This window comes from Pseudonocardia xinjiangensis (assembly GCF_050948425.1).
Lineage (GTDB): Bacteria > Actinomycetota > Actinomycetes > Mycobacteriales > Pseudonocardiaceae > Pseudonocardia > Pseudonocardia xinjiangensis.
Window position 1 is genome coordinate 4,638,901 of sequence record NZ_CP192009.1, and the last position, 21,829, is coordinate 4,660,729.

General features: G+C 70.6%; 23 protein-coding genes. 16 read left to right on the forward strand and 7 right to left on the reverse strand.

The window, feature by feature from the left end; all coding sequences use genetic code 11:
* Positions 1-16 precede the first annotated feature (16 nt).
* A complete protein-coding gene (locus ACQPZA_RS21865; protein WP_433273253.1) occupies positions 17-1,279 on the forward strand; it encodes an alpha/beta hydrolase family protein in 1,263 nt (420 codons plus the stop codon).
* A gap of 20 nt (positions 1,280-1,299) precedes the next feature.
* Here ACQPZA_RS21865 and ACQPZA_RS21870 read toward each other — a convergent pair whose 3' ends face one another.
* Positions 1,300-2,124: an alpha/beta hydrolase family protein gene (locus ACQPZA_RS21870; protein WP_433273255.1), complete on the reverse strand. Its 825-nt coding sequence runs from the start codon at positions 2,122-2,124 to the stop codon at positions 1,300-1,302.
* 336 nt (positions 2,125-2,460) lie between these two features.
* On the opposite strand from ACQPZA_RS21870, the gene ACQPZA_RS21875 reads away from it, so the two are divergent.
* Positions 2,461-2,967, forward strand: coding sequence for a cupin domain-containing protein (locus ACQPZA_RS21875; RefSeq protein ID WP_433273257.1), 507 nt, complete (start codon positions 2,461-2,463; stop codon positions 2,965-2,967).
* A gap of 24 nt (positions 2,968-2,991) precedes the next feature.
* Here ACQPZA_RS21875 and ACQPZA_RS21880 read toward each other — a convergent pair whose 3' ends face one another.
* On the reverse strand, positions 2,992-4,662 hold the full coding sequence (locus ACQPZA_RS21880) for a DUF222 domain-containing protein (RefSeq protein ID WP_433273259.1): 1,671 nt from the start codon (positions 4,660-4,662) through the stop codon (positions 2,992-2,994).
* 154 nt (positions 4,663-4,816) lie between these two features.
* Here ACQPZA_RS21880 and ACQPZA_RS21885 point away from each other — a divergent pair, with 154 nt between their 5' ends.
* Positions 4,817-5,083, forward strand: a complete 267-nt coding sequence (locus ACQPZA_RS21885) for a hypothetical protein (RefSeq protein ID WP_433282922.1) — start codon at positions 4,817-4,819, stop codon at positions 5,081-5,083.
* Here the strand turns inward: ACQPZA_RS21885 and ACQPZA_RS21890 are convergent.
* Positions 5,067-5,546: a DUF1203 domain-containing protein gene (locus ACQPZA_RS21890; RefSeq protein WP_433273261.1), complete on the reverse strand. Its 480-nt coding sequence runs from the start codon at positions 5,544-5,546 to the stop codon at positions 5,067-5,069. The two genes, ACQPZA_RS21885 and ACQPZA_RS21890, sit on opposite strands and share 17 nt — an antisense overlap.
* A gap of 60 nt (positions 5,547-5,606) precedes the next feature.
* Positions 5,607-6,578, reverse strand: coding sequence for a GlxA family transcriptional regulator (locus ACQPZA_RS21895; RefSeq protein WP_433273263.1), 972 nt, complete (start codon positions 6,576-6,578; stop codon positions 5,607-5,609).
* An 87-nt stretch (positions 6,579-6,665) separates the two neighbouring features.
* Between ACQPZA_RS21895 and ACQPZA_RS21900 the strand changes: the two genes are divergently transcribed.
* Positions 6,666-7,304 (forward strand): HD domain-containing protein, encoded by a 639-nt coding sequence (locus tag ACQPZA_RS21900; protein WP_433273265.1) that lies wholly within the window; start codon positions 6,666-6,668, stop codon positions 7,302-7,304.
* Between the two features lie 10 nt (positions 7,305-7,314).
* On the opposite strand, the gene ACQPZA_RS21905 is transcribed toward ACQPZA_RS21900, so the two are convergent.
* On the reverse strand, positions 7,315-8,079 hold the full coding sequence (locus ACQPZA_RS21905; protein ID WP_433282924.1) for a putative hydro-lyase: 765 nt from the start codon (positions 8,077-8,079) through the stop codon (positions 7,315-7,317).
* Positions 8,080-8,135: 56 nt separating this feature from the next.
* The gene (locus ACQPZA_RS21910) at positions 8,136-9,377 is read right to left on the reverse strand and encodes an NRAMP family divalent metal transporter (protein ID WP_433273267.1); all 1,242 of its coding nucleotides are present in this window, start codon (positions 9,375-9,377) and stop codon (positions 8,136-8,138) included.
* A gap of 63 nt (positions 9,378-9,440) precedes the next feature.
* Here ACQPZA_RS21910 and ACQPZA_RS21915 point away from each other — a divergent pair, with 63 nt between their 5' ends.
* From ACQPZA_RS21915 to ACQPZA_RS21935, 5 genes are read left to right on the forward strand one after another with little or no spacing between them, the layout of a single operon-like run.
* Positions 9,441-10,277 carry a creatininase family protein gene (locus tag ACQPZA_RS21915; protein WP_211173707.1) on the forward strand — a complete coding sequence of 279 codons (837 nt, stop codon included), beginning with the start codon at positions 9,441-9,443 and terminating at the stop codon, positions 10,275-10,277.
* Between the two features lie 4 nt (positions 10,278-10,281).
* Positions 10,282-11,064, forward strand: coding sequence for a GntR family transcriptional regulator (locus tag ACQPZA_RS21920; protein ID WP_433273270.1), 783 nt, complete (start codon positions 10,282-10,284; stop codon positions 11,062-11,064).
* 8 nt (positions 11,065-11,072) lie between these two features.
* Complete coding sequence (locus ACQPZA_RS21925; protein ID WP_169394097.1) at positions 11,073-12,056, forward strand: ABC transporter substrate-binding protein; 984 nt, start codon at positions 11,073-11,075, stop codon at positions 12,054-12,056.
* Position 12,057: 1 nt separating this feature from the next.
* Positions 12,058-13,311: an MFS transporter gene (locus ACQPZA_RS21930; protein ID WP_433273272.1), complete on the forward strand. Its 1,254-nt coding sequence runs from the start codon at positions 12,058-12,060 to the stop codon at positions 13,309-13,311.
* Between the two features lie 56 nt (positions 13,312-13,367).
* Positions 13,368-14,366: an LLM class flavin-dependent oxidoreductase gene (locus tag ACQPZA_RS21935; protein WP_433273274.1), complete on the forward strand. Its 999-nt coding sequence runs from the start codon at positions 13,368-13,370 to the stop codon at positions 14,364-14,366.
* A 5-nt stretch (positions 14,367-14,371) separates the two neighbouring features.
* Here ACQPZA_RS21935 and ACQPZA_RS21940 read toward each other — a convergent pair whose 3' ends face one another.
* Entirely contained in the window at positions 14,372-15,556 is a 1,185-nt protein-coding gene (locus ACQPZA_RS21940; protein ID WP_433273276.1) for an LLM class flavin-dependent oxidoreductase, read from the reverse strand.
* A 676-nt stretch (positions 15,557-16,232) separates the two neighbouring features.
* Here ACQPZA_RS21940 and ACQPZA_RS21945 point away from each other — a divergent pair.
* The 7 genes from ACQPZA_RS21945 (at position 16,233) to pqqE (ending at position 21,730) form a co-directional block, all read left to right on the forward strand.
* Positions 16,233-16,697 (forward strand): MSMEG_3727 family PQQ-associated protein, encoded by a 465-nt coding sequence (locus ACQPZA_RS21945; RefSeq protein ID WP_433273278.1) that lies wholly within the window; start codon positions 16,233-16,235, stop codon positions 16,695-16,697.
* Positions 16,698-16,710: 13 nt separating this feature from the next.
* On the forward strand, positions 16,711-18,414 hold the full coding sequence (locus ACQPZA_RS21950; RefSeq protein ID WP_433273280.1) for a PQQ-dependent dehydrogenase, methanol/ethanol family: 1,704 nt from the start codon (positions 16,711-16,713) through the stop codon (positions 18,412-18,414).
* Between the two features lie 46 nt (positions 18,415-18,460).
* Positions 18,461-18,556, forward strand: a complete 96-nt coding sequence (pqqA, locus tag ACQPZA_RS21955) for a pyrroloquinoline quinone precursor peptide PqqA (RefSeq protein ID WP_312858909.1) — start codon at positions 18,461-18,463, stop codon at positions 18,554-18,556.
* A 118-nt stretch (positions 18,557-18,674) separates the two neighbouring features.
* Positions 18,675-19,571: a pyrroloquinoline quinone biosynthesis protein PqqB gene (gene pqqB / locus ACQPZA_RS21960; protein ID WP_433273282.1), complete on the forward strand. Its 897-nt coding sequence runs from the start codon at positions 18,675-18,677 to the stop codon at positions 19,569-19,571.
* Complete coding sequence (gene pqqC, locus ACQPZA_RS21965) at positions 19,568-20,272, forward strand: pyrroloquinoline-quinone synthase PqqC (RefSeq protein WP_169394089.1); 705 nt, start codon at positions 19,568-19,570, stop codon at positions 20,270-20,272. Before pqqB ends, pqqC begins: the two co-directional genes overlap by 4 nt.
* 5 nt (positions 20,273-20,277) lie before the next feature.
* Complete coding sequence (gene pqqD, locus ACQPZA_RS21970; RefSeq protein ID WP_433273285.1) at positions 20,278-20,610, forward strand: pyrroloquinoline quinone biosynthesis peptide chaperone PqqD; 333 nt, start codon at positions 20,278-20,280, stop codon at positions 20,608-20,610.
* Positions 20,603-21,730 carry a pyrroloquinoline quinone biosynthesis protein PqqE gene (gene pqqE / locus ACQPZA_RS21975; RefSeq protein WP_433273287.1) on the forward strand — a complete coding sequence of 376 codons (1,128 nt, stop codon included), beginning with the start codon at positions 20,603-20,605 and terminating at the stop codon, positions 21,728-21,730. Before pqqD ends, pqqE begins: the two co-directional genes overlap by 8 nt.
* The last annotated feature ends 99 nt before the right edge of the window (positions 21,731-21,829 follow it).

Consider the following 21,829-nt stretch of genomic DNA (forward strand, 5'->3'; position numbering starts at 1 on the left):
GGCGGAAGGACCGACCATGACGACCTCGCCGTCCGTCCGTCCCGCAGCCTCCCGCGCCCTGACGACCGGGTTCTTCGGCGACCCCGACTTCGACTTCGAGACCCGGCTGGCGCTCGGCGCCACGACCTACGGCGTCGGCGACCCGGGCAGCGTGCTCGCCACCGTCGCCGCCATCGCCGACGGCGACCGGCCCGGCTGGTTCACGGCGTGGTCGCAGCGAGGCGACCGGTTCTCCGCGCTCGGTGCGGCCGCCGACGGCGACGGCGACGCACCCGGGGCGATGTGGGCGTACCTCGCGGCCTCCGCGGCCTACTCCCAGGCACTCGGGGCGGTGGACGGCCTGCCGCGGGACCGGACCGGCGCGGTCATGCTCCCGACGTTCCGCAGCTCCCGCCGGGCGTGGGACGCGATGATCGACGCATCGGGCGGCAGGTTCGTCCGGGTCGCGATCCCCTACGACGGCGACACCCTGCCGGGCTACCTGCTGCGCCCTGACGCCGGCGGAGCAGCGCGCCCCACCTTCGTCATGACCAACGGCAGCGACGGCCCACTGAGCAGTCTGTGGTCGAGCGGGGCGGCGGAGGCCCTCGCGCGCGGCTGGAACGCCTTCGTCTACGACGGGCCGGGCCAGCAGTCCCTGCTGTTCGAGCGCGGCGTGCCGTTCCGGCCGGACTGGGAGGCCGTGCTCACCCCCGTGGTCGACACGCTGGTCGCCCGGGCCGACGTCGACCCTTCCGCTCTGACCGCGTACGGGATCAGCCAGGCCGGCTACTGGCTCCCCCGGGCACTGGCGTTCGAGCACCGGTTCGTCGCCGCCGTCGCCGATCCGGGGGTCGTCGACGTCTCGACCTCGTGGCTGGACCACATGCCGCCCGAGATGATCGCCCTGCTCGACGGCGGTCGGAAGGACACGTTCAACGGGTACATGGCCGAGTTCGCCGGCAGCGACCCCGACATGGACCGGACGTTCGCGTTCCGCGCCCGCCCGTACGGCATCGACGACCCCTTCGACCTGTTCACGACCCTGCGCACCTACCAGCTCCGCGACGTCGCCGCGCAGATCCGCACTCCCCTGTTGATCACCGACCCCGAGGACGAGCAGTTCTGGCCCGGCCAGTCCGAGCAGCTCGCGGCCCTGCTCACAGCCCCCCACGAGATCGCGTCGTTCGGCGTGGCCGACGGGGCGAACTTCCACTGCCAGCCCCTCGCACCCCGCCAGACCGCACACCGGATGTTCGGCTGGCTCTCCGGGCAACTGGCCGGCCGTGGAGCAGGCTGAGGATCGGCACCGCCGTCACGTCAGCTCGCGAGCTGCCGGCGGAACCACCGCGTCACGACCTCGTCGACCGCCCTCGCCGTGGGCAGCTGGGGAGCCGGTTCCAGGCCAGGTTCATCGGCCAACGGATGCGCCAGGTCCGCCACGGTGACCAGCTCGACCTCGTCCGGGTGCGCATAGCGCTCGCGCAGTGCATCGACGAGGGCAGCCGCGTCCGTGCGCAGGTCCGGGTGGTCCCTCTCCCCGCTGACCAGCAGCAGTGGCGGTTGTGCCGTGAGGTCCCCGGCACGGGCGACGAAGTCGAGTTCGTCGGCAGCCTTGTGGGACTCCGCGGTCCACCGGTACGCCTGCCCGGCGAGGTCATCGAGGAGCCTGACGGCCGACCGTATCCGCACAGCCGGGTTGACCAGCGCGACCGCCTTGATCGGAATCTCGCCCGCGGTCAGCACCTGCAGCGCCACGGCTCCGCCGAGCGAGGCGCCGAGAACGCTGACCGGCTCGTCGTCGACCGGAAGCTGATCGCGCACCGCCGTGAGCGCGGCCGGGAACTCGGCGGCGGCCTGATGGGTGAACGGGGCCAGAAAAGCCATCAGCGCGTCCTCGCGGGCGAGTTCGATGACGGCGTCGACGCGGCCGTCGACCATCCGCGCCCCACACATCGGCATGCCCAGGTGCACCCGCCAAGCAGGCACCCCGGTCATCGGCAGGGCGGCCGCGAATGCCGCGTCCGTACGCGGCGCGTCCAGCATGTGCCACGTCACGATCAACGGCGCTGGGCCGTCGACGGCTCCGGCCGGTGGCAGCGCCGTGAACGGCACGCCTGCCGCAGTACCCGTGATCGTCTCCATGCCTCCCCCTCGGTCCGAGGCTCGCCACCGTAGACAGCTGAACGGGTCCTGCGACCTCATTTCGCCATCGGCGGAATCGCCCCCAGGCCGGCTACCGGTAGCGAACGCGGATGGGTCGGCCACTGAATTGGCCCAGCAATCTGCCGAGGAAATGACCCAGATCCCAGCACTATCGGGCCCGTAGCGTCGCAGATGTGACAACGAGCAGCGGCCCGGAAGACACGAAGTTCCTCCCGGACCACGCATCGAGCGCGGCCTGGATGAAGCTCGCTGCCGAGGCGTACGAGGTCACGATTTCCGGCAACACGACAACGATCCGACGAAGGAGTGCAAGACATGAACAACGTAGTCAAGATGGGATTGGTTTCCGTGCTGGCGTTCGGCAGCGTGATGGCGTGCGGCACGGGCACGGGCACGGGCCAAGCGCCTCCCAGTCCCCCAGCGGCCGGCAGCGCCCCAGCGGCCGACAGCACCCATGACCAGGGCGGCGTCCATCGCATCGGCGCGGGGTCGGTGACCCGTGTGATGACCCAGGACCTCCCCGATGTGCCCGGAAAGGAGGGCATGATCGAAATCGTCGATTTCGCTCCGGGTGAAGCCTCCCAGGTGCATCGACACAACTGCGATCTTTTCGTCTACGTGCTCGAAGGAAGCGTCGTGACACAACTGAAGGGCGGCAACCCCCGGACGATCAACACCGGCGGCGCCTACTACGAGCCTCCTACAGATATTCACCTCGTGAGCCGCAATGCCAGTGCGACGCAACCCGCAAAACTGGCCGTCTTCTACGTTAAGGCGAAGGGTACTCCGCCGACCGAGATTCTTCCCGAGGGAACGAAGTAGCTCATACCGGGATCAGGACATGCGCTAGAAGGGTGGCGGTTCGTCCGCGCCGGTGCTCGTGGTCTCCTTCGGGGCGCGGGGTTCGGTGAGTGGTGGTGGGTCGACCCGGTAGGTGTGGCCACTCGGTGTGGTCCAGAGGATCGACCCGTCGGGGTACTGGCTCACGCCCCAGCCCGGCATGCCCTTCAACCGGTGATGCGGCCGGCACTTCGGGCCCAGATTGGCCGCCGACGTCGGACCCTCCCCGGCGACGGGGTCGAAGGGCACGTTGTGGTCGAGGTCGCACCGGTCCGCGGGCACCCGGCAGCCCGGCCCTTGGCAGTACTGGTGCCGCGCGATGACATGTTCGGTCAGGTGCGGGGGTGGGCGATACCGGGTGGTGCCGTAGTCGAGCAACGCGCCGCTGACCGGGTCGATGACCAGGCGGTGCCACACGCTGTCGGGATCGGCGGCCAACTCCCGGGCGTACTCAGCCGGGATGGGGCCGTACCCGGCGAGCTCACCGGGTTCCTCGCTCACGCCGCGGAGGGTGTCGAGGGGGACGGTGACCCGGATCTGTATCGACACCTTGTTGGTGACGGTGGGGACCCCACCCTCGGGCGCCAGCCCAGGCAGCCGCTCGGACCCCGGTACGACCGGCCCGATCCCTGTGGCCGGGCTGCTGGTGCTGGTTCCGATGGATTCCGGCTCGGTCGCGTGCCTGCCGGCGGAGCCGGTGGCCGGGGGGACGGTGTCCGTGCCGATCACGAGGGCGTTGGTGTTGGTGCTCGCGGTGTCAGTGTCGATGTCGGTGCCCGGCGTCGACCGAGGGGCTGCGGACCGGGCAGCGGCGGGGCTGCCGGCCCCTGGGCCGGTCGGAGTGCAGTCCGCCGCGGTGGCCGCCGGAGTGGTGGCGGCCTGCTGTCCCGCGGTGCTGCAGAACCCGGTCTCGCGTAGCACCAGGTCGACCAGCGCATCCGCCCGCCGCGCTGCCATCGGGCGTTCATCCGCGCTGCCGCAGCCGCGGGCGTGCTGATCGAGCACCGCGAACACCCCGACCGCCTCCGCCGCCGGCAACGTCGCAGACAGCGTGGCCATCCCATCGCGCTCGGGATACAACACCACAGCACGCTCGCGCCGCTTGCGCTCGCGACGCCGGGCGGCGGCTTCACTGTCGGAGCGCAGCACCGCGCGACGGACAGCGGCGCGGATTTGGCCGGTGGTCTGCTCCGGTGCCCGCGGCAAGACCTTCCGCTCCACCGCGGCCGAGGCCTCCGGGTCCAGATCAGCGCAGCCGTCGGCGATGATCCTGGCCTTGGGCAGGGTGATCGCGCCGGTTTCCAGGGCGGCGAAGGTGGCTGGGAACTCCGCCACCAACTGCCGGGCTTCCCCGACCCGCCACGCGGTACCACCGGGCGAGAGGCGCAGCATCATCCCGACCTCGGCCTGCGCGGACTCCACCGCCTGCACCGCCGTGAGTCCCGCAGCGGGACCGGTCTCGGCCGCAGCGACGAACTGGGCGATCTCCGCGTACTGGCGGGCCTGCGCCCAGGCGATGACCTTCTCCCAGGCCCCGATCCGCTCCAGCGCCTCGAACCCGTCCACGGCCGGTCCGGCCTGATCGAGGACCAGCACCGCCATGCCGTCGGGAGCGACATCGGTCCACGCCAGTGGCGCGGACCGCGGCACCAGCCGGTGAGTGTCGATCTCGAACATACGTTCGATTCTATCCGCGTCCCCCGACAGAATCGACGACAGCGCCGCGAGATCCGCCTGATCGTCCTCGTCAGGGCGTACAGGCGAATCTCGCAACGATCATGGTCTGTCGAGCGCCCGGGCCCTCGAACTGGTCGCCCCGCGAGCCAGTCAGATCAACGGCTGCAGCGCCTGCGTGGTGGGCCATGTGGAGCTCGCCGAGGCAGGCGAGATGGCGGGACGCGCCGTCGGCACCGACGCCGCCGAACGTACCGCGCCGGCGCTCAGCGAGCGCGCCATCCGGCTAGCCGACCACCCGGGCGAGAGCGTGCCCGACGAGCAGCGAGCTCACCGGCATCGTCTCGTGAAGGAACCGGTGGATACCCCACCTGGGCGTCACCGCGAGGGACCCCCCGCCTCAGGGGTCACTCCGCCCGGGTGATGGCGAACATCCAGCAGCCCCAGTTCCTGTTGCGGCTGTGGATCTGCGCCACCCCGGGGTCGGCGAGCAGGGCGGCGATCAGCGCCTCGGGGTTCCGGCCGTCGTGGTCCGTCGTGGCGGCGTGGATCCAGCCGCGGTGGTCGTACGCGCGCAGGACCTGGGGGCGGCCGTACCAGTCCGGCGGGTAGCGCTCGAGGCTGCCGGGTCCGGCGCAGGGCTCGGCGTGGGCGAGGACCGCCCCGATCTCGCGGTAGGGGCTGGACGGGATCGGCGGCTCGTAGCCGAGGAGGATCATTTCCTCGCCGGGCCGGGCGTCGCGCAGGCAGCATCGCAGAGGTTCGTCGCCGTCCGCGGTGACATGCTCGACGGGAGTGCCGAAGGCATCGGCCCCGCTGGTCCGCGCGCTGTGCAGGACCTCGTCGGGAAGGGTGTGGATCCGGAACGCGGTCGTCGTCGTGGTCACTCGCTGATGTTGTCCGGCCGGACCGGTGCCCCGCTGGCGGCTATCGGCCGTCGCGATCGCTCACGGCCGGCTCGGCTGCCGCTGTGTGCTGGCGAACCGCTGCCGGTACTCGGTCGGGGTGATGCCGAGGTGCCTGCCGAAGGCCCGGCGCAGGGACTCGTCGCTGCCCAGACCGCTCCGCCGGGCCGCAGCGGTGATGCTGTGACCTTCGAGCAGGAGCCGCTGAGCCGCTTCCAACCGGGTGCGCTCCACCCAGCGCGCCGGGGTGGTGCCCACCTCGTCCTGGAACAGGCGCGCCAGGTGGCGGGTGCTCGTCGGGATGGCGGCGGCCATCGCCGTGAGCGAGTGGTCGCCGTCCGGGGCGGCGACCACGGTGGCGAGCAGTGCCCGGATCGGCGCACTCCGGGGCACGGGCGTGGTGGTGGCCACGGAGAACTGGGACTGGCCCCCCGGTCGCTGCAGGAAGACCACGAGCTCCTGCGCGACCTGCCGCGCCACCTCCGCGCCCTCGTCGTGCTCCACCAGTGCCAGCGCGAGGTCGATGCCGGCGCTCACCCCGGCCGAGGTCACCACCTGCCCGTCCGCCACGAAGATCGCGTCGGGTTCGACGAGCACCTTCGGGTACCGCCGCTCCAGCCGCTCGGCGTGGCGCCAGTGCGTGGTGGCGCGGCGCCCGTCCAGCTCCCCGAGCGCGGCCAGCACGAACGCCCCCGTACAGACCGACGCCACCCGGCCCGCCACCGAGACGACCAGCCGGGCCGCGGCGAGCAGTTCCTCCTCGATGACCTGCACCGGCAGGCGGTCGCCGCCGGCGATGATCGCCGTGTCCAGCACGCCCACCTCGTGGGCGGCCGTCGTGGGTCCGAGCCGCAGCCCGGCCGAGGTCTGCACGTCGCCCCCGCGCGGGGAGAGCAGGACGACCTCGTAGGCCGAGCCGAACTGGCATGCCTTTCCCAGCACCTCGGCAGGACCGCTGACGTCGAGCATGGTCACCCCGTCGAACACGAGGATCCCGACCCGATGTGGTGCCACGCCCGTCCCCCGCCCGTGTCCGGATCTGTGGTTGTCCCGTCCCTGACGACATGGTGCCTGATGCCACCGCCGCGCATGCTGGACCGCATGACAGAGACGATTTCCGACATCGAGATCCCGGACACCCGACTGGTCGCCGAGGCCACCGAGCTGGTGCGCGAGGCGGCACCTCCGCTGATCTACCACCATTCCCGGCGGGTCTACCTGTTCGCCAGCCTCCGTGGCCGGGAGCAGAAACTGCAGTTCGACCCCGAGCTGCTCTACGTGGGCGCCATGTTCCACGACCTCGGGCTGACCACGACGTACCGGCGCACCGACCAGCGCTTCGAGATCGACGGGGCCGACGAGGCGCGCCGGTTCCTGCTCGAGCACGGGCTCGACGCCTCGCACGCCGAGCTCGTCTGGACCGCCATCGCGCTGCACACCACCCCGGAGACCCCGCTGCACATGGCGCCGGAGATCGCGCTGGTCACCCGCGGGGTCGAGCTGGACGTGCTCGGGATCGGCTACGACGCGATCACCGACGAGCAGCGCGCCGCGGTCGTCGCGGCGCACCCGCGCCCGAACTTCAAGAACGAGATCCTCGCAGCGTTCACCGACGGCATGAAGGACCGGCCGGCCACCACGTTCGGCACCGTGAACGCCGACGTGCTCGCCCACTTCGTGCCCGGCTTCCGCCGTGGTGACTTCGTCGAGGTGATCCTGGGCTCCGACTGGCCGGAATGAGACTCCGCGGTCAGACGGCGTAGGTGTGGTCGGGCACGTCGGTGATGAACATGTGCCCCGGCGCATGGGTGATGGCGAACGGCGGCCGGGACGTCATGATCGCCGCCTGCGGCGTGACCCCGCAGGCCCAGAAGACCGGCACCTCGCCCTCCCGGATCTCCACGGGGTCGCCGAAGTCGGGCTTCGACAGGTCGGCGATGCCCAGTGCCTCCGGCGCGCCGATGTGCACCGGCGCGCCGTGCACGGCCGGGAACCGGCCGCTGATCCGCACGGCCTCGGCCACGCGGTCGGCGGCGATGGGCCGCATCGACACGACCAGCGGCCCGCGCAGCCGCCCGGCGGGGCGGCAGGGGCGGTTGGTGCTGTACATCGACACGTTGCTCCCGGCGCTGATGTGGCGCACCTCGATGCCGGCGGCCAGCATCGGCGTCTCGAAGGTGAAGCTGCACCCGATGAGGAACGCCACCAGGTCGTCGGACCAGTAGCGGGTGATCTCGTCGGGCTCGTCGACCAGCTCCCCGTCGCGCCAGACGCGGTAGGCGGGCAGGTCGGTGCGCAGGTCGGCACCCTCGGCGAGCGCCGTGTACGGGCTGCCGGGCTCCGTCACGTCGATGATCGGGCACGGCTTGGGGTTGCGCTGCCCGAAAAGCAGCGTCTCGTAGGCGTACTCCCGCGGGACGATGATCATGTTGGCCTGGGCGTAGCCGGGAGCCCAGCCCGCGGTGGGCACCCGCGCTCCGGCGCGGAACCGGCTGCGCGCCTGCGCGGGGCTGATCGTGGCGGGGGCGGCGTCAGCGGCGCCGGTGGGGGCCTGGATCGTCATGGTGCTCCTCAGTGGAAGATCGATCCGATCGACGTCAGCGACACCACCGCGGCGTAGGCGGTGAACAGCCAGGCCGCGACACCTGCGCCGAGCAGGACCTTCGGATACGTGTGGTGGGCGATGAGGTCTCGGCGGCGCAGCGCGACCCACAGGATGATGGCCAGGCCGATCGGCAGGACCAGGCCGTTGATCGCACCCGCGAACACCAGCATGGACTGCGGCGTCTGCCCGGCGGCGACGAACACGACGGTGGCCAGCGCGACGAGGACGATCACCGTGCGGTTCATGTGCCGCCGGATCGGAGCCGCGTAGGACCGCAGGAACGTCGCGGTGGTGTAGGAGTTGCCGATGGTGCTGGTCATCCCCGCTGCCCAGAACACCAGACCGAACAGGTGCAGACCCACCGGGCCGAACGCGGCCAGGAAGCTCGAGCCCGCCGCGTCGTTGGCGTTGGCGAGGTGCACCCCGGTGGCCACCACCCCGAAGAACCCGAGGAACAGCACGATCCGCAGCACGCACGCCACGAGGATGCCGGTGAGTGCCCCGCGGTTGATCCGCGAGACGTTGTCGGCCCCTGTGATGCCGGAGTCGATCAGCCGGTGGGCCCCGGAGTAGGTGATGAAGCCGCCGACCGTGCCGCCGATCAGGGTGAGGATCGGCAGGAACGGCAGCCCGTGCGGGGCCACGACGCCGACCACGGCCTGCCCCACCGGCGGAGCCGTGACCACCACCAGGGCGATGATCAGGCAGATCTTGACGAGGCCGAGCACCACCATCACCCGGTCGACGGCGGTGAAGACCGCCTTGCCGAGGAAGATCGCGATGGCGAGGCAGCCGCTGATCGCGGCCCCGATCCGGCTGTCGATGCCCAGCAGGTCGTGCAGCCCGAGGCCCGCGCCCGCGATGTTGCCGATGTTGAACACGATCGCGCCCAGCACCACGAACACGGTGAGCACCTGGCCCGCGCCGGGGAAGACCTTGCTGGCCAGGTCCTGGGCCCGTTGGCCGGAGATCCCGAGGATCCGCCACACGTTCATCTGCACCGCGATGTCGATGAGCATCGACACCACCACCGCACAGGCGAACGAGGCACCGTAGAGAACGGTGAACGAGGCGGTCTGGGTGATGAAGCCGGGACCGGCCGCGCTCATCGCCATCAGGACGGCGGCCCCCAGGAGCGGAGGCACCCGGAGCCGCACCGCCCGGCGTTCCCCGTCGGTGGACTCATCCGTGCTGGTCGCGCCGTCCATCACACTCCTCGCTCTCGGCCTCGAGCGAGTCTAGGTTAGACGTCAGACGTCTACCCTTCGAAAGTGAGAGTCGCCATGACCGCCGACCGACCCTCGGTCTGGATCCAGGACCTGACCTGGGAAGAAGTTGACTCCTACCTCCAGCACGAGCGCATCGTCATCGTGCCCGTCGGGAGCACCGAGCAGCACGGCCCCGCCGGCGTGCTCGGCGTCGACTCCTACGTGGCGATGACGCTTGCCGAGGATGTGGCCGAGCGCACGGGCGTGCTGGTGGCACCCCCGATCTGGTACGGCGACTCGTCGCACCACGGCGCGTTCCCCGGGACCATCACCATCCGCCCCGACACGCTGACCCTGCTGATCCGCGACGTGGCCCGCAGCCTGGCGCGCCACGGGTTCGACCGGATCATCCTGCTCAACGGGCACAAGGGCTCGAACCTTCCGGCCCTGAACAGCGCGGTGCGCGTGCTGCACGACGAGGAGCTGCCGCAGGTCCTCTTCGCCGTCGCCGACCCGCTGCACCTGGCCCGCTCCAGCGCTCCGACGATCAAGGAGACCAACGAGCACCACGCCGGTGAGCTGGAGCTCTCGCACGTGCACTACCGCTATCCCGGCAAGATCCGCACCGACCGGCTGACGGATGCCTCCGTGGACTTCGAGGAGGTCTTCGGCGGGTTCGTCGGCAACGACCTGTTCGGCCCCGCCCCGGACGGCGTCGAGATCATCTGGTCGGGCGACGAGCAGCGCGTCTTCACCCCGTCCGGCAGCTTCAGCTCCTCGCTCGGCCTGTCCGACGAGAAGGGCAAGCGTTACCACGACCACATCGTCGGCAGGCTCGCCGAGCTGGTGGAGTGGCTGCGCGGCTACCACGGACCGATCGGCGAGCGGTCGGACGGGTGACCTGATGGCCATCAGGAAGACCACGGACAGCGCTCTGGCCGACGTGCTGCAGCTCGAGACCGTCACCACCGACTGCTACCGCCAGGTGCGGGACCAGCTGCGCGAGGTGGTGATCCGCCTCGGCGCGAAGGGGACGCTGCGGCTGCCGTCCGAGGCCGAGCTCTCCACCGCGCTCGGCGTGAGCAGGGCGACCCTGCGGTCGGCGCTGCAGGCGCTGCAGCAGGAGGGCCGCATCCGCCGCCTGCACGGGCGGGGCACCTTCATCAACCGCTACGCGCTCGGCGTCGGGGCCAACCTCGCCGAGGCGGGCGCCTTCGTCGACCTGCTCGGCCGGGCAGGCCACGAACCGTCGGTGCGGATCGTGGACCAGCGCGTCGTCGAGCTGGGCGCGGACGACGCCACCGCTCTGGAGCTCACCGCCGGAACGCCGGCTCTGCAGATCGAACGGGTCTTCGACGCGGGCGGCGAGCCGGCCGTGCACAGCGTGGATCTCGTCCCGGCCGCGCTGCTCGGCGAGAACCCGGAACAGCGCGACGCCGGGCGGTCCACCTTCGAGTTCGTGGAGACCCACCTCGGGCCACCGGTCTGCTACTCCGTGGCCGAGGTGCGGCCGGTGCTGCCCTCCCCCGCGCTGGCGCAGACCCTGCACATCCCCGCCACCCAGCCGCTGCTGCGGCTGCGGCACACCCACATCCGCGACGACGAGCAGCCCGTCGCCGTGACCGTGGCGCACATCAACGACGAGTACCTCCGGTTCTCGGTGATCCGCACCTACCTGGACGAATGAGGAAGACCATGACGCGCGTTCCCCTGACGCTCGCCTGTGGCGACTACGACCGGACCTGGCCGCTGGCCGACGGCCGGGTCCGGCCCGAGGGCATCGACCTGAACCTCATCACGCTGGAGCCCGAGGAGTGTTTCTGGCGGATGCTCGGCAACGCCGAGTTCGACGCCGCCGAGATGTCGCTGTCCAGCTACGCCATCGCCCACGCGCGCGGTGACGACCGTTTCGTCGGTGTGCCGGTGTTCCTGTCCCGCAGCTTCCGGCACTCCACGCTGTACGTCCGCAAGGACTCCGACATCACCGACGCCCGCGACCTGGCCGGGAAGCGGATCGGCGTGCCCGAGTACCAGATGACGGCCGCGGTGTGGGCCAGGGCGCTGCTGCACCACGACTTCGACGTGGACACCACCGGCATCGTCTGGTGCACCGGCGGGCTGGAGGAGCCGGGACGCGTCGAGCGCCAGGCGCTGGAGCTGCCCGACTGGGTGCGCATCGAGCACGTCGGGAACACGCTGTCGCAGGCCCTGCTCGACGGCTCGATCGACGCGCTGATGGCCCCCCGCGTGCCCTCGGTGTTCCGCAGCGGGGACCAGGTGCGGCGGCTGTGGCCCGACTACGCGGCCCGCGAGGTGGAGTACTACACCCGAACCGGGATCTTCCCGATCATGCACATGCTCGTGGTCAGGGCGGACGTGGACCGGGCGCACCCCTGGGTGGCCCGCAGCCTGTACAAGGCGTTCACCGAGGCCAAACGCTTCGCCCTCTCCGGCGCGGCGGACAAGCCCGCGCTGCGCTACACCATGCCGTTCCTGCTCGACGCCCTGGAGCGTCAGCAGGAGGTGTTCGGCGCCGACCCGTGGCCCTACGGGCTCGACGCGAACCGGACGGCACTCGACACCTTCGCCGGGTACCTCGCGGAGCAGGGCCTCGTCGCCGCGCCACCGGACATGACCGAGCTGTTCGCCCCCGCCACCCGCGCCGACTCACGGATCTGACATGACCGCACCGTTGCTCGCGGAGCCCGCGACCAGGCTCGACCGCCGCGCCTGGGGCATCCTCGCGCTCACCCTGGTGTTCTGGGTGGCCGACGGCTACGACACGTTCGTCCTGCTGGTCACCGCCCGGCCCACACTCACCGAGCTGCTGCCGGTCGACCAGCAGCACAACCTCCCCGCCTACCAGGGCTACCTGGTGGCGATCACGCTCGCGGGGTGGGCCACCGGCGGGATCCTCGGCGGGATGGTCGGCGACCGCCTCGGCCGCCGCCGCACCATGATCGTCGCGGTGGTGGTCTACAGCGTGTTCACCGCGCTGTCCGCGCTGGCCGGCAACTGGTGGATCTTCGGCATCGCCCGGTTCCTCACCGGCGTCGGCATCGGGGCCGAATGGGGCGTGGGCACCTCGCTGCTGCAGGAGGTGTGGCCGCAGCGGTGGCGCGCCAAGGGTGCGGGCCTCCTGCAAAGCGGGTTCTCGCTCGGCGGGTTGCTGGTGTCGGCGCTGTGGGTGCTGCTCGGCTCGACGCTGCAGCTGTCGTGGCGCTGGATGTACCTCTTCGGCATCCTGCCGCTGCTGCTCGTGCTGCTGGTCCGCAAGCACATCCCGGAGTCGGCGCTCTGGTCGGCCACCCGGCGTTCGGCCACCTCGATCGCCGACCTGCTCCGGCCCGGCGTGCGGCGCAACTTCCTGGGCGCGCTCGTGGTGTCGATCGCGATCACCGGCGGCTGGTGGGCCGTGAGCTCGTACCTCCCTAGCTTCGTGGGAGGCCTCGTGCACGACCCGGGCCGGGTGGCGTTCTTCACCGGCTGGGCGGCGGCGCTCTACAACGCGGGCGAGATCGCCGGCTGCATCGCCTTCGGCTTCCTCGCGGAGTCCTGGGGCCGCAAGGCCACGATCCAGGCCTACTTCGTGGGCTGCCTGGTGATCGTGCCGATCGTGTTCCTCGCCGTGCACGGCGCCGTGGCCGCGACGTGGCTGCAGCTGGTGGCGGGCTTCCTCACCGGCGGCGTCTACAGCTGGTACACCGTGCACACCCCCGAGCTGTTCTCCACCGCGCACCGCGCGACGGCGATCAGCATGGTGTTCAGCGGCTCGCGCTACATCGCGATGGTGGGTGCGGTGCTGACCGGCACCCTCGCCACGGCGCTCGGCGGCTTCGGCCGTGCCGCGGCGATCTTCGCGCCGATCTACCTGATCGGCATGATCGCGGTGTTCTTCCTCCCCGAGACCAAGGGTGATCCACTGCCCGGCTGACCGCAGCCCGTCCCGCCCACCCACCAGTTCGAGCCAGCAGTACGAGTAGGAGAACGATGGCAATCGAGGTCGACATCCGCGTTCCGGTCGGCCGTCCGCTGCCGGAGCTGATGGACTTCATCCGGTCCTGCGAGGACGCCGGCTTCCACGGCGTCGGTGTGCACGACCACCACCACTCGGGCCGCGACGTCTACGTGGCGCTCACGCTGGCTGCCGCCGCCACCCACCGGCTGACGCTGTACCCGGCCACCACCAACCCGGTCACCCGGCACCCGCTCGTACTGGCCGCGACCGCCAACTCGCTCGCGGAGATCGCGCCGGGCCGGATCCTGCTGACCCTCGCGCCCGGGTTCCTGTCCGTCGAGAAGGCGGGCAAGCCGCAGGCCCGGCGCCAGCAGCTCGGCGAGGTGGTGACCGCTCTGCGGCAGCTGCTGGCCGGGCGCCCCGCCGTGGTGGACGGCCAGGAGCTGCGCATGAACAACGTGGCGGCGCCCGCGCCGAAGATCTTCATCCTGGCCGCCGGCCCGAAGATGCTGGAGCTCGCCGGGGAGGTGGCCGACGGGGTGGTGATGATGGTCGGCCTGCACCCCGACGGGATCGAGGCGGCCCGGCAGCACGTGCGCGCGGGCGCGGCCCGGGCCGGACGTCCGGTCGAGTCGGTGGAGGAGATCTTCATCGTGCCCACGGCGATCGAGGACTTCGAGACCGCCCGGGAGTGGCCGCGCCGGTACTTCCGGCCCGGGCAGCCGTTCCTGAACTACCCGAGCGTGGCGAACCTGCGCTGGTTGCGCGCGGCGGGGATCGACATCCCCGAGGACCACGAGCCCGGCTCGCTCTCCCCGCAGCTCGCCGAGCGGGTGTCCGAGGCGTTCGGGCTGTTCGGGCCGCCGGAGTACTGCGCGGACCGGCTGCTGCGCGCACACGAGGAGTCCGGCGTGCGCAGGGTGTTCTTCTTCCCGTCGCACACCGCCGAGAGCGGCTACGACCTGCCGCAGACCGACGTCGAGGCGTTCGCCAAGATCATCGGGCCGCGGCTGGCGGAGGCCACCGGCTGACCGGGTCAGGGTGCCTCTCGGGGCACCCGCAGCCCGGCCTTCTCCAGCAGAGGGAGCACCTCCTGGCCGAAGAACTCCAGCTCGGGCAGGTAGTCGTAGAAGGTGATCTGGACCCCGTCGATCCCCGACTCGTGCAGCCGGGCCAGCTTGTCGGCGACATCCGCTGGCGAGCCCACCACGTGCAGGTGGCCCCCGACCGCGCGGCCCCGCGCGCTGTGCTCCAGCCAGGACCGGCTGTCGCCCTCGGCATGGCGCCCGGTGAAGTTCCGGATCGACTCGAGATCCGCGTGGTCGGAGATGGCCCGGTACCGGGCCTCGGCGGCGTCCCGGGTGGGTGCGGTGACGATGGTCGGGTTGATCACGACCCGGACCTCACGGCCCTCGGCCCGTGCCGCGTCCTTCACGCTCCGGACATGGGCGGGCATCGCGGCGATCGCCGTGTCGAAGTCCTCACCGGCCGGGCTCGAGACGAAGACGATGTCGGAGTGCTTTGCCGCGTAGGAGAACCCGGCGGGCGAGCCACTCGCCGACACCAGGATCGGCCGGCCGAACGCGGGCCGCGGAGACACGTAGGCCTCCTCCAGTGACCAGTGCTCACCGTGGAAGGTCAGGTTGTCGGCACCGGCCCACAGGTCCTCGCAGATGGCGGCGAACTCGTCGGCCATGGCGTAACGCTTGTCGTGCTCGGGACGGGTCATGCCGAACATGGCCGGTTCGTTGCCCGCGTACCCGGTGACGATGTTGGCCCCGAAGCGGCCGCCGGAGATGTGGTCGGCGGTGGCGAGGAACTTGGCCAGATGCAGCGGGTGCCACGGGCCGTAGAGGACGTGCACGGTGCCCAGGAGCAGGATCGACCGGGTGGCCGAGGCCAGCGCGACCGCGGAGACGAAGGGGTCGAGGAAGTTCTCCCGGTACCCGGTCTCTCCCCCGAAACCGCCCTTGGGCAGCCACTGCGAGAGGCCGAACGCGATGTCGAACCCCCACTCCTCCGCCCGGCGCGTGAGCTCCAGGTTGTAGGCGAAGGTCCAGTCGGTGCCGCGCGGCAGCGTCGACTGCGACCATCCGCCGGTCTGCAGCGGGAGGAACAGGCCCAGCATCAGCGGCTGCCGCCACGCCCGGCTGAGTGGACTTCCGGGGAAGTCCTGGGGCTGGGGCGGCACGACGAGACGGCCGCGATCGCGTACGGACAATGGAACTCCTGCGGGGCGAGAAAAAGGATCCGTTCGAGTGGGCCGGAAAGAGCCGCACTATCGAGAGTAGTCCTTCGCGGGAGGCGACGCCGGGCCGTCCGGAGACCGTTGGCGACCAGTGTCGAGAGTCACGCACAGCTGGGTCGCCGTACTATTCTGCCCACTATTGGAGGAGGCTCGGTCGAGCGGCTCGCCCGACGGCTGGGCGCGCCGGGGGAATTCCTGCGATCTTTCCCGACCCGGGCACCGGAAGTCGCTCCGACGAACCTGCGGACACGGGACCCGGCGCCGGGTGGGCGTGCCCGGTCGCCGGCTCGGACCGCCACCCACCCGCCCGGAGCGAACCCGGCCGAGCAGCACGTGCGCGGCATCCTCCGCCTCGTCGAGCGGCTCGGCGTACGGCCGACAGCGACCGTCCTCCACCTGCCACACCCTCGCCCGGCGCAGTGGGCGAAATGGATCAGATCACGGCCCTGGAAATTGATCGAATCGCTCCGCAGGTAATTGATCAAACCGCCAGATCGCTATTTGATCATTGCGCCGCGCGTACCCCGCCCACAGGGCGCGGAAACGCCGCGCGGTTAATCAAATTGAAGGACCTTCGGGGGCTTGACCGCTATATACCGCTGTGATAGCGTTCACAATTTGAATTAGGGCGCTCCGGAAGGTGAGAGGTATGACAACCACTGCTGGGGATCGATCCGATCTGCTCGACAAGCTCGGATTGAAAGAACAGAACAGGGCGACCATCGGTCGATTGTTGGCCACCGGAAACGTCGGCCAGGCAACCGAGCGAGCCAATGGCAGCATGCAGGCCACAATTCGGATCAACCCTGACGAACTGTGCTGGGATCCGTCGGTTCTGGTCCTGCCACACGGAGGTGATCTCGAACTCGAGCTCATCAACGACGACCTGAACACGCACTGCGCGCTGTTGCCGAACAATGGCGACAGGAAATTCATCTGGTTGGTGAACCATTCACGCGGACGGGCGACCCTCAACCTTGACGGCCCGGGCTACTACTGGTTCAGCTCACCCACGGGCAACGACGAGGGACGGGGACTGACCGGCGCGATCGTCGTGCTGGGGGAAGTTCCGCCGGAAGCCCGCCTCGACCGCCCCGAACAGCCGCGACCGTAAAAAGGAGCAGGACATGACCGTCGAATACGTCGACGCGGGTGAGGCAGTCAACCAGGCAACGCTGAACTACAAGACCCCAGGGGCGGACGTCGCGCCGCCGGTGGTCGCCGACGTCACCTACGAGCGCATCCGCAACGCCGGCTCGGAGCCGCACAACTGGCTCACCTACTACGGCAGCTACAACGGGCAGCGGTTCAGCCCGCTGGACCAGATCAACACGGAGAACGTCAAGCATCTCCGTCCCGCGTGGATCTTCCAGGCGGGCACGACCGGCATGATCGCGGGTGCGTCGACCTACTCGTTCGAGGCCGCCCCGATCGTCGTCGACGGAGTCATGTTCGTCGCCGGCTGGGACGGCTGGGTATGGGCCCTCGACGCCAAGACGGGCGTGGAGATCTGGCGGTACAAGCACGCGATCCCCTACGACGTCTCACTGTGCTGCGGGAACGTGAACCGTGGCGTCGCGGTGGCACAGGGCAAGGTCTTCTTCGTCACGGCGAACGCGCACGTGATCGCGCTCGACGCCACCAACGGCAAGCGGGTCTGGGACAAGACCTACGGGGACGTGCGAGCCGGGGAGAGCGCCACGTGCGCGCCGCTGGTCGTGAAGGACATGGTCATCGTCGGGAGTTCGGGCGGGGAGTTCGGCGTACGCGGTCACCTCGACGCCTTCGACGTCGAGAGCGGGGAGCACCGCTGGCGCTGCTACATGGTTCCCAAGCCCGGGGAGCCCGGCTCGGAGACCTGGCCCGCCGACGGTGAGGCCTGGGCGCGTGGTGGTGCGAACTGCTGGCTCACCGGCACCTTCGACCCGGAGACCAACCTGCTGTACTGGGGCACCGGCAACCCGGCGCCCGACTTCGACGGCGAGGTCCGCGAGGGCGACAACCTCTACACCGACAGCATCGTCGCCGTCGACGCGGACAGTGGCCAGATCCAGTGGCACTACCAGTGCACCCCGCACGACCTGTGGGACTACGACAGCATCGCGGAGTGCATCCTGTTCGAGTCGAAGGGGCGCAAGCTGCTCGGCCACTTCGACAAGAACGGCTACTTCTTCGTCGTCGATCGCACGAACGGCGAACTGGTCCAGATCACCCCCTTCGTGGACCGCATCACCTGGGGAGCGATCACGCGGGACGGCCAGGTGACGGCGAAGGTGTACCCCGAGAAGGAGGGGGACCCGGTCCACTTCTACCCGGGCCCGGCCGGCGCCAAGGAATGGACGCACGCGGCCTACAGCCCGAAGACCGAGCTCTTCTACGTCCCGGTCCAGGACACCGGCGCAACGGCCACCCGCCGCCGCCGGGAGTTCAAGGAAAGCATCCCGTACTGGGGCGCGGGCGTTCAGGTGGACATCGATGACATGGCGGGGTCCATCAGCGCGTTCGATGCCGACGGCGAGGAGAAGTGGCGCTACCGCAACGATCTTCCGATGTGCGCGTCCGTGCTGGCCACGGGCGGCGACCTGGTGTTCGCCGGGAAGCCCTCCGGTGAGTTCGTCGCGCTCGACGCCAGCACCGGGGAGCAGTTGTGGCAGTTCCAGTGCGGCAGCGGCCACCACAGCAGTCCGACCACCTTCAGCGTCGACGGCAAGCAGTACGTCGCCGTGCCGGTCGGTTGGGGCGGCTGGGCCGAGGGATTCCTCCCCGGAATGCTCGGTGCGGGTCACGGAAGCGCCTTGATCGCCTTCGCGCTGCCGGAGGAATCGTCATAGCGTTATGACGGGAACCTGCCGGAATCAGCCGAGAGGAGGTGAATCCGTGGAGTCTCAGCTCGCTGTGTGGGAGACGCCGGAGTTCGAGGAGATCGGCGTCGCACCCGAGGTGACCATGTACATCGCTCAGATGGAGGACTAGGAGGGTGCTGAACGACTCCGGTCGTTCAGCGCACTCCTGGGCGGGACGTGGGGCGGCGCCGGACCTCGGTGCGGCGCCCCTCCACCGGCTCGGACCGACCACAGATGGAGTGCCGAGGGTGTTGCTGCGGGTGCTGGGCTCGGCGGCGGGGGGTGGCTCTCCGCAGTGGAACTGCGGCTGCCCGGTGTGTGCCGCCGTCCGCTCCGGGGCCGCCCCACCGCGCACGCAGTCGTCGGTCGCGGTGAGCACCGACGGCAACCGGTGGTTCGTCGTCAACGCCTCGCCGGACATCCGCGCCCAGATCGAGGCCTTCCCCGGCCTGCACCCGCACGGCCGGCGGGAGACGCCGCTGGAGGGGGTGCTGCTCACCGACGCCGAGCTGGACCACACGCTGGGCCTGCTGCTGCTGCGCGAGGCCGGCGCCGTGCGGCTGTACGCCACCCCCGCTGTGCACAAGACACTGTCGGACGGCTCGGGGATCCTGCGCACGCTCGAGCGCTACTGCCCGGTCGAGTGGCGGACGGTGGTCCCCGGCGCCGGCTTCGTTCTGGCCGACGGGCTGTCCTGCCGGGCGTTCGACGTGCCCACCACCAAGCGGGTCCGCTTCGGGTCCGGGGTGGACCACGGCCGCGTCGTGGGCTACCGGCTCACCGACGACCGCAGCGGGGGCACGCTGGTGTACCTGCCGGGGGTGCAGTCCCTGACGCCCGCGCTCCGAGCGGAGATCGCGGGCTGCGACTGCCTGCTGATCGACGGCACCTGCTGGCGCGACGACGAGCTGGTGCGGCTCGGCCTGGCCGGCAAGACGTCCCGGGAGATGGGCCACCTGCCCATCGACGGCCCGGACGGCAGCCTGGCGCAGCTCCCGTCGCTCGGCGTGCGGCGGACGATCTTCGTGCACATGAACAACACCAACCCGATCCTGCTGGAGGACGCGCCCGAGCGGCGCATTGTGGAGGACAGCGGTATGCAGGTGGCCATGGACGGCCTCGAGATCGAGGTACAGGGCCCGTGACGACAACGACCGGAACCACGAGAGCCGGCGCCGACGACTTCGTCGAGACGCTGCGGGCGCACTCGCGGCGCTACCACGACCAGCACCCGTTCCACGTCCGGATGAACGCCGGCCTGCTGAGCCCCCGGCAGCTCCAGGGCTGGGTGGCCAACCGCTTCTACTACCAGGAGAACATCCCCCGCAAGGACGCGGCGATCCTCTCCAACTGCCCCGACGTCGACGTCCGCCGCCGCTGGATCCGCCGGATCGTCGACCACGACGGCACCGCGGCAGGCGAAGGTGGCATCGAGGCGTGGCTACGCCTCGGCGAGGCCGCCGGGCTGACCCGCGAGGAGATCCGCGACCACCGCCACCTGGTCCCCGGGGTGCGGTTCGCGGTCGACGCCTACGTGAACTTCACCCGGACCCGCCCGTGGGTGGAGGCGGTGGCGTCGTCGCTCACCGAGCTGTTCGCCCCCGACCTGATGGCGGAGCGGCTGGCCGCGTTCGAGCGGTGGTACCCGTGGATCGACCCCGAGGGTCTCGCCTACTTCCGCGCCCGCCTCGAGCAGGCCCCACGCGACTGCGAGCACGCCATGGAGGTGGTCACCGAGCACTGTCTGTCCGCCGAGTCCCAGGCGCGTGCCGTCGACGCGCTGTCGTTCAAGTGCGACGTCCTGTGGAGCCTGATGGACGCCATCGACCAGGCCTACCCGGAGTGATCGCCATGGAGCCGACCCGAGCCGGAACCACGGCCCGACCCCGCGTCGGGGTGTCCGGCTCGGACCGGCCGCGGTTGGCGCGCCACGTCCGGCTCGGCTTCTGCCCGACCCGGCAGAAGCCCATCCTGCTGCTCCCCGAGACGGTGGTGGTGCTCAACGCCACCGGCGCCGGCATCCTCGAGCTGTGCGACGGGCGGCGCACCGTGGCCGAGATCGTGGCCGAGCTGGGCGCGCGGTACCGGACCGTCCCCGACGAGGAGGTGCGGCGGTACCTGACCCAGCTCGTCGCCCGGCGCTGCGTGGAGCTTCCCCGGAGTGGGGAGAACACCGATGGATAGCCCCTTCGGGTTGCTGGCCGAGCTCACCTACCGCTGCCCGCTGGCCTGCGCGTACTGCTCCAACCCGCTGAACATGGCCGACTACTCCGACGAGCTGACCACGGACGAGTGGCGACGGGTGCTGGTGGAGGCCCGTGACCTGGGGGTCCTGCAGTGCCACCTGTCCGGCGGCGAACCGCTGCTGCGGCGCGACCTGGTGGAGATCGTGGCGACCGCCCATGATCTGGGCCTCTACTCCAACCTCGTGACCAGCGCACTCGGTCTCTCGAGGCAGAAGGCCGAGCAGCTGCTGGCCGCCGGCCTGGACCACGTGCAGGTCAGCATCCAGGCCGACGAGCCGGCGGTGTCCGACCGGATCGCCGGCACCCCCTCCTTCCGGCGCAAGATCGAGGCCATGGGCGTGGTCAAGGAGCTGGGCTGGCCGCTCACCATGAACGTGGTGCTGCACCGGCAGAACATCGACCGCGTCGCCGACGTGCTGCGGCTGGCCGAGGAGATGGGCGCCGACCGGGTGGAGCTGGCCAACACCCAGTACTACGGCTGGGCCTGGCGCAACCGCGACGCGCTGCTGCCGAGCCGGGAGCAGCTCGAAGCGGCCGAGCTCGTCGTGCGGGCCGCCCGCGACCGGTTGCGCGACCGCATGGACGTCATCTACGTCATCCCCGACTACTACAGCCGCTACCCGAAGCCCTGCATGGGCGGCTGGGCCTCCCGGCAGCTGACCGTGACGCCGAACGGCGACGTGCTGCCCTGTCCTGCTGCCCAGTCCCTGCCGTTGCCGCGGGCCAACGTGCGCGAGGACCCGCTGGAGCGGATCTGGGCCGAGTCGCCGGTGATGACCGCCTTCCGGGGAACGGACTGGATGCCGGATCCCTGCCGCAGCTGCGACCGGCGGGAGCTGGACTTCGGCGGGTGCCGCTGCCAGGCCTTCCAGCTCACCGGCGACGCCGCCCGTACCGACCCGGTCTGCCACCTCTCGCCCGACCACGACCTGGTCGCCCGGGCCGTCGAGGCCGCCAACGCGGACTCGCGGGCCGGGGACCTTCCGCTGGTCCCGCGCCCGCACGGGGTTCGTGGAGGAGACCGTGAACGACATGACGCGGCGCCGCAGGGTATTTAGGGTGGTGAATGCCGGTCGTGACCCACCGGGGAACGACTGACGAGACAGGACGACCGACGCAGCGGCCGCGCGCATGCCGTCGGTGTCAGGGATGGACCA

Bases quoted from the DNA above. Each gene is read 5' to 3' on its own strand.
- ACQPZA_RS21920 (WP_433273270.1), top strand. From the start codon at position 10,282: ATGGCCATCAGGAAGACCACGGACAGCGCTCTGGCCGACGTGCTGCAG.
- ACQPZA_RS21880 (WP_433273259.1), bottom strand. From the start codon at position 4,662: ATGTTCGAGATCGACACTCACCGGCTGGTGCCGCGGTCCGCGCCACTG.
- ACQPZA_RS21900 (WP_433273265.1), top strand. From the start codon at position 6,666: ATGACAGAGACGATTTCCGACATCGAGATCCCGGACACCCGACTGGTC.
- pqqD (WP_433273285.1), top strand. From the start codon at position 20,278: ATGGAGCCGACCCGAGCCGGAACCACGGCCCGACCCCGCGTCGGGGTG.
- ACQPZA_RS21935 (WP_433273274.1), top strand. From the start codon at position 13,368: ATGGCAATCGAGGTCGACATCCGCGTTCCGGTCGGCCGTCCGCTGCCG.
- ACQPZA_RS21875 (WP_433273257.1), top strand. From the start codon at position 2,461: ATGAACAACGTAGTCAAGATGGGATTGGTTTCCGTGCTGGCGTTCGGC.
- pqqE (WP_433273287.1), top strand. From the start codon at position 20,603: ATGGATAGCCCCTTCGGGTTGCTGGCCGAGCTCACCTACCGCTGCCCG.
- ACQPZA_RS21950 (WP_433273280.1), top strand. From the start codon at position 16,711: ATGACCGTCGAATACGTCGACGCGGGTGAGGCAGTCAACCAGGCAACG.
- ACQPZA_RS21910 (WP_433273267.1), bottom strand. From the start codon at position 9,377: ATGGACGGCGCGACCAGCACGGATGAGTCCACCGACGGGGAACGCCGG.
- ACQPZA_RS21945 (WP_433273278.1), top strand. From the start codon at position 16,233: ATGACAACCACTGCTGGGGATCGATCCGATCTGCTCGACAAGCTCGGA.
- ACQPZA_RS21865 (WP_433273253.1), top strand. From the start codon at position 17: ATGACGACCTCGCCGTCCGTCCGTCCCGCAGCCTCCCGCGCCCTGACG.
- ACQPZA_RS21930 (WP_433273272.1), top strand. From the start codon at position 12,058: ATGACCGCACCGTTGCTCGCGGAGCCCGCGACCAGGCTCGACCGCCGC.
- ACQPZA_RS21925 (WP_169394097.1), top strand. From the start codon at position 11,073: ATGACGCGCGTTCCCCTGACGCTCGCCTGTGGCGACTACGACCGGACC.
- ACQPZA_RS21870 (WP_433273255.1), bottom strand. From the start codon at position 2,124: ATGGAGACGATCACGGGTACTGCGGCAGGCGTGCCGTTCACGGCGCTG.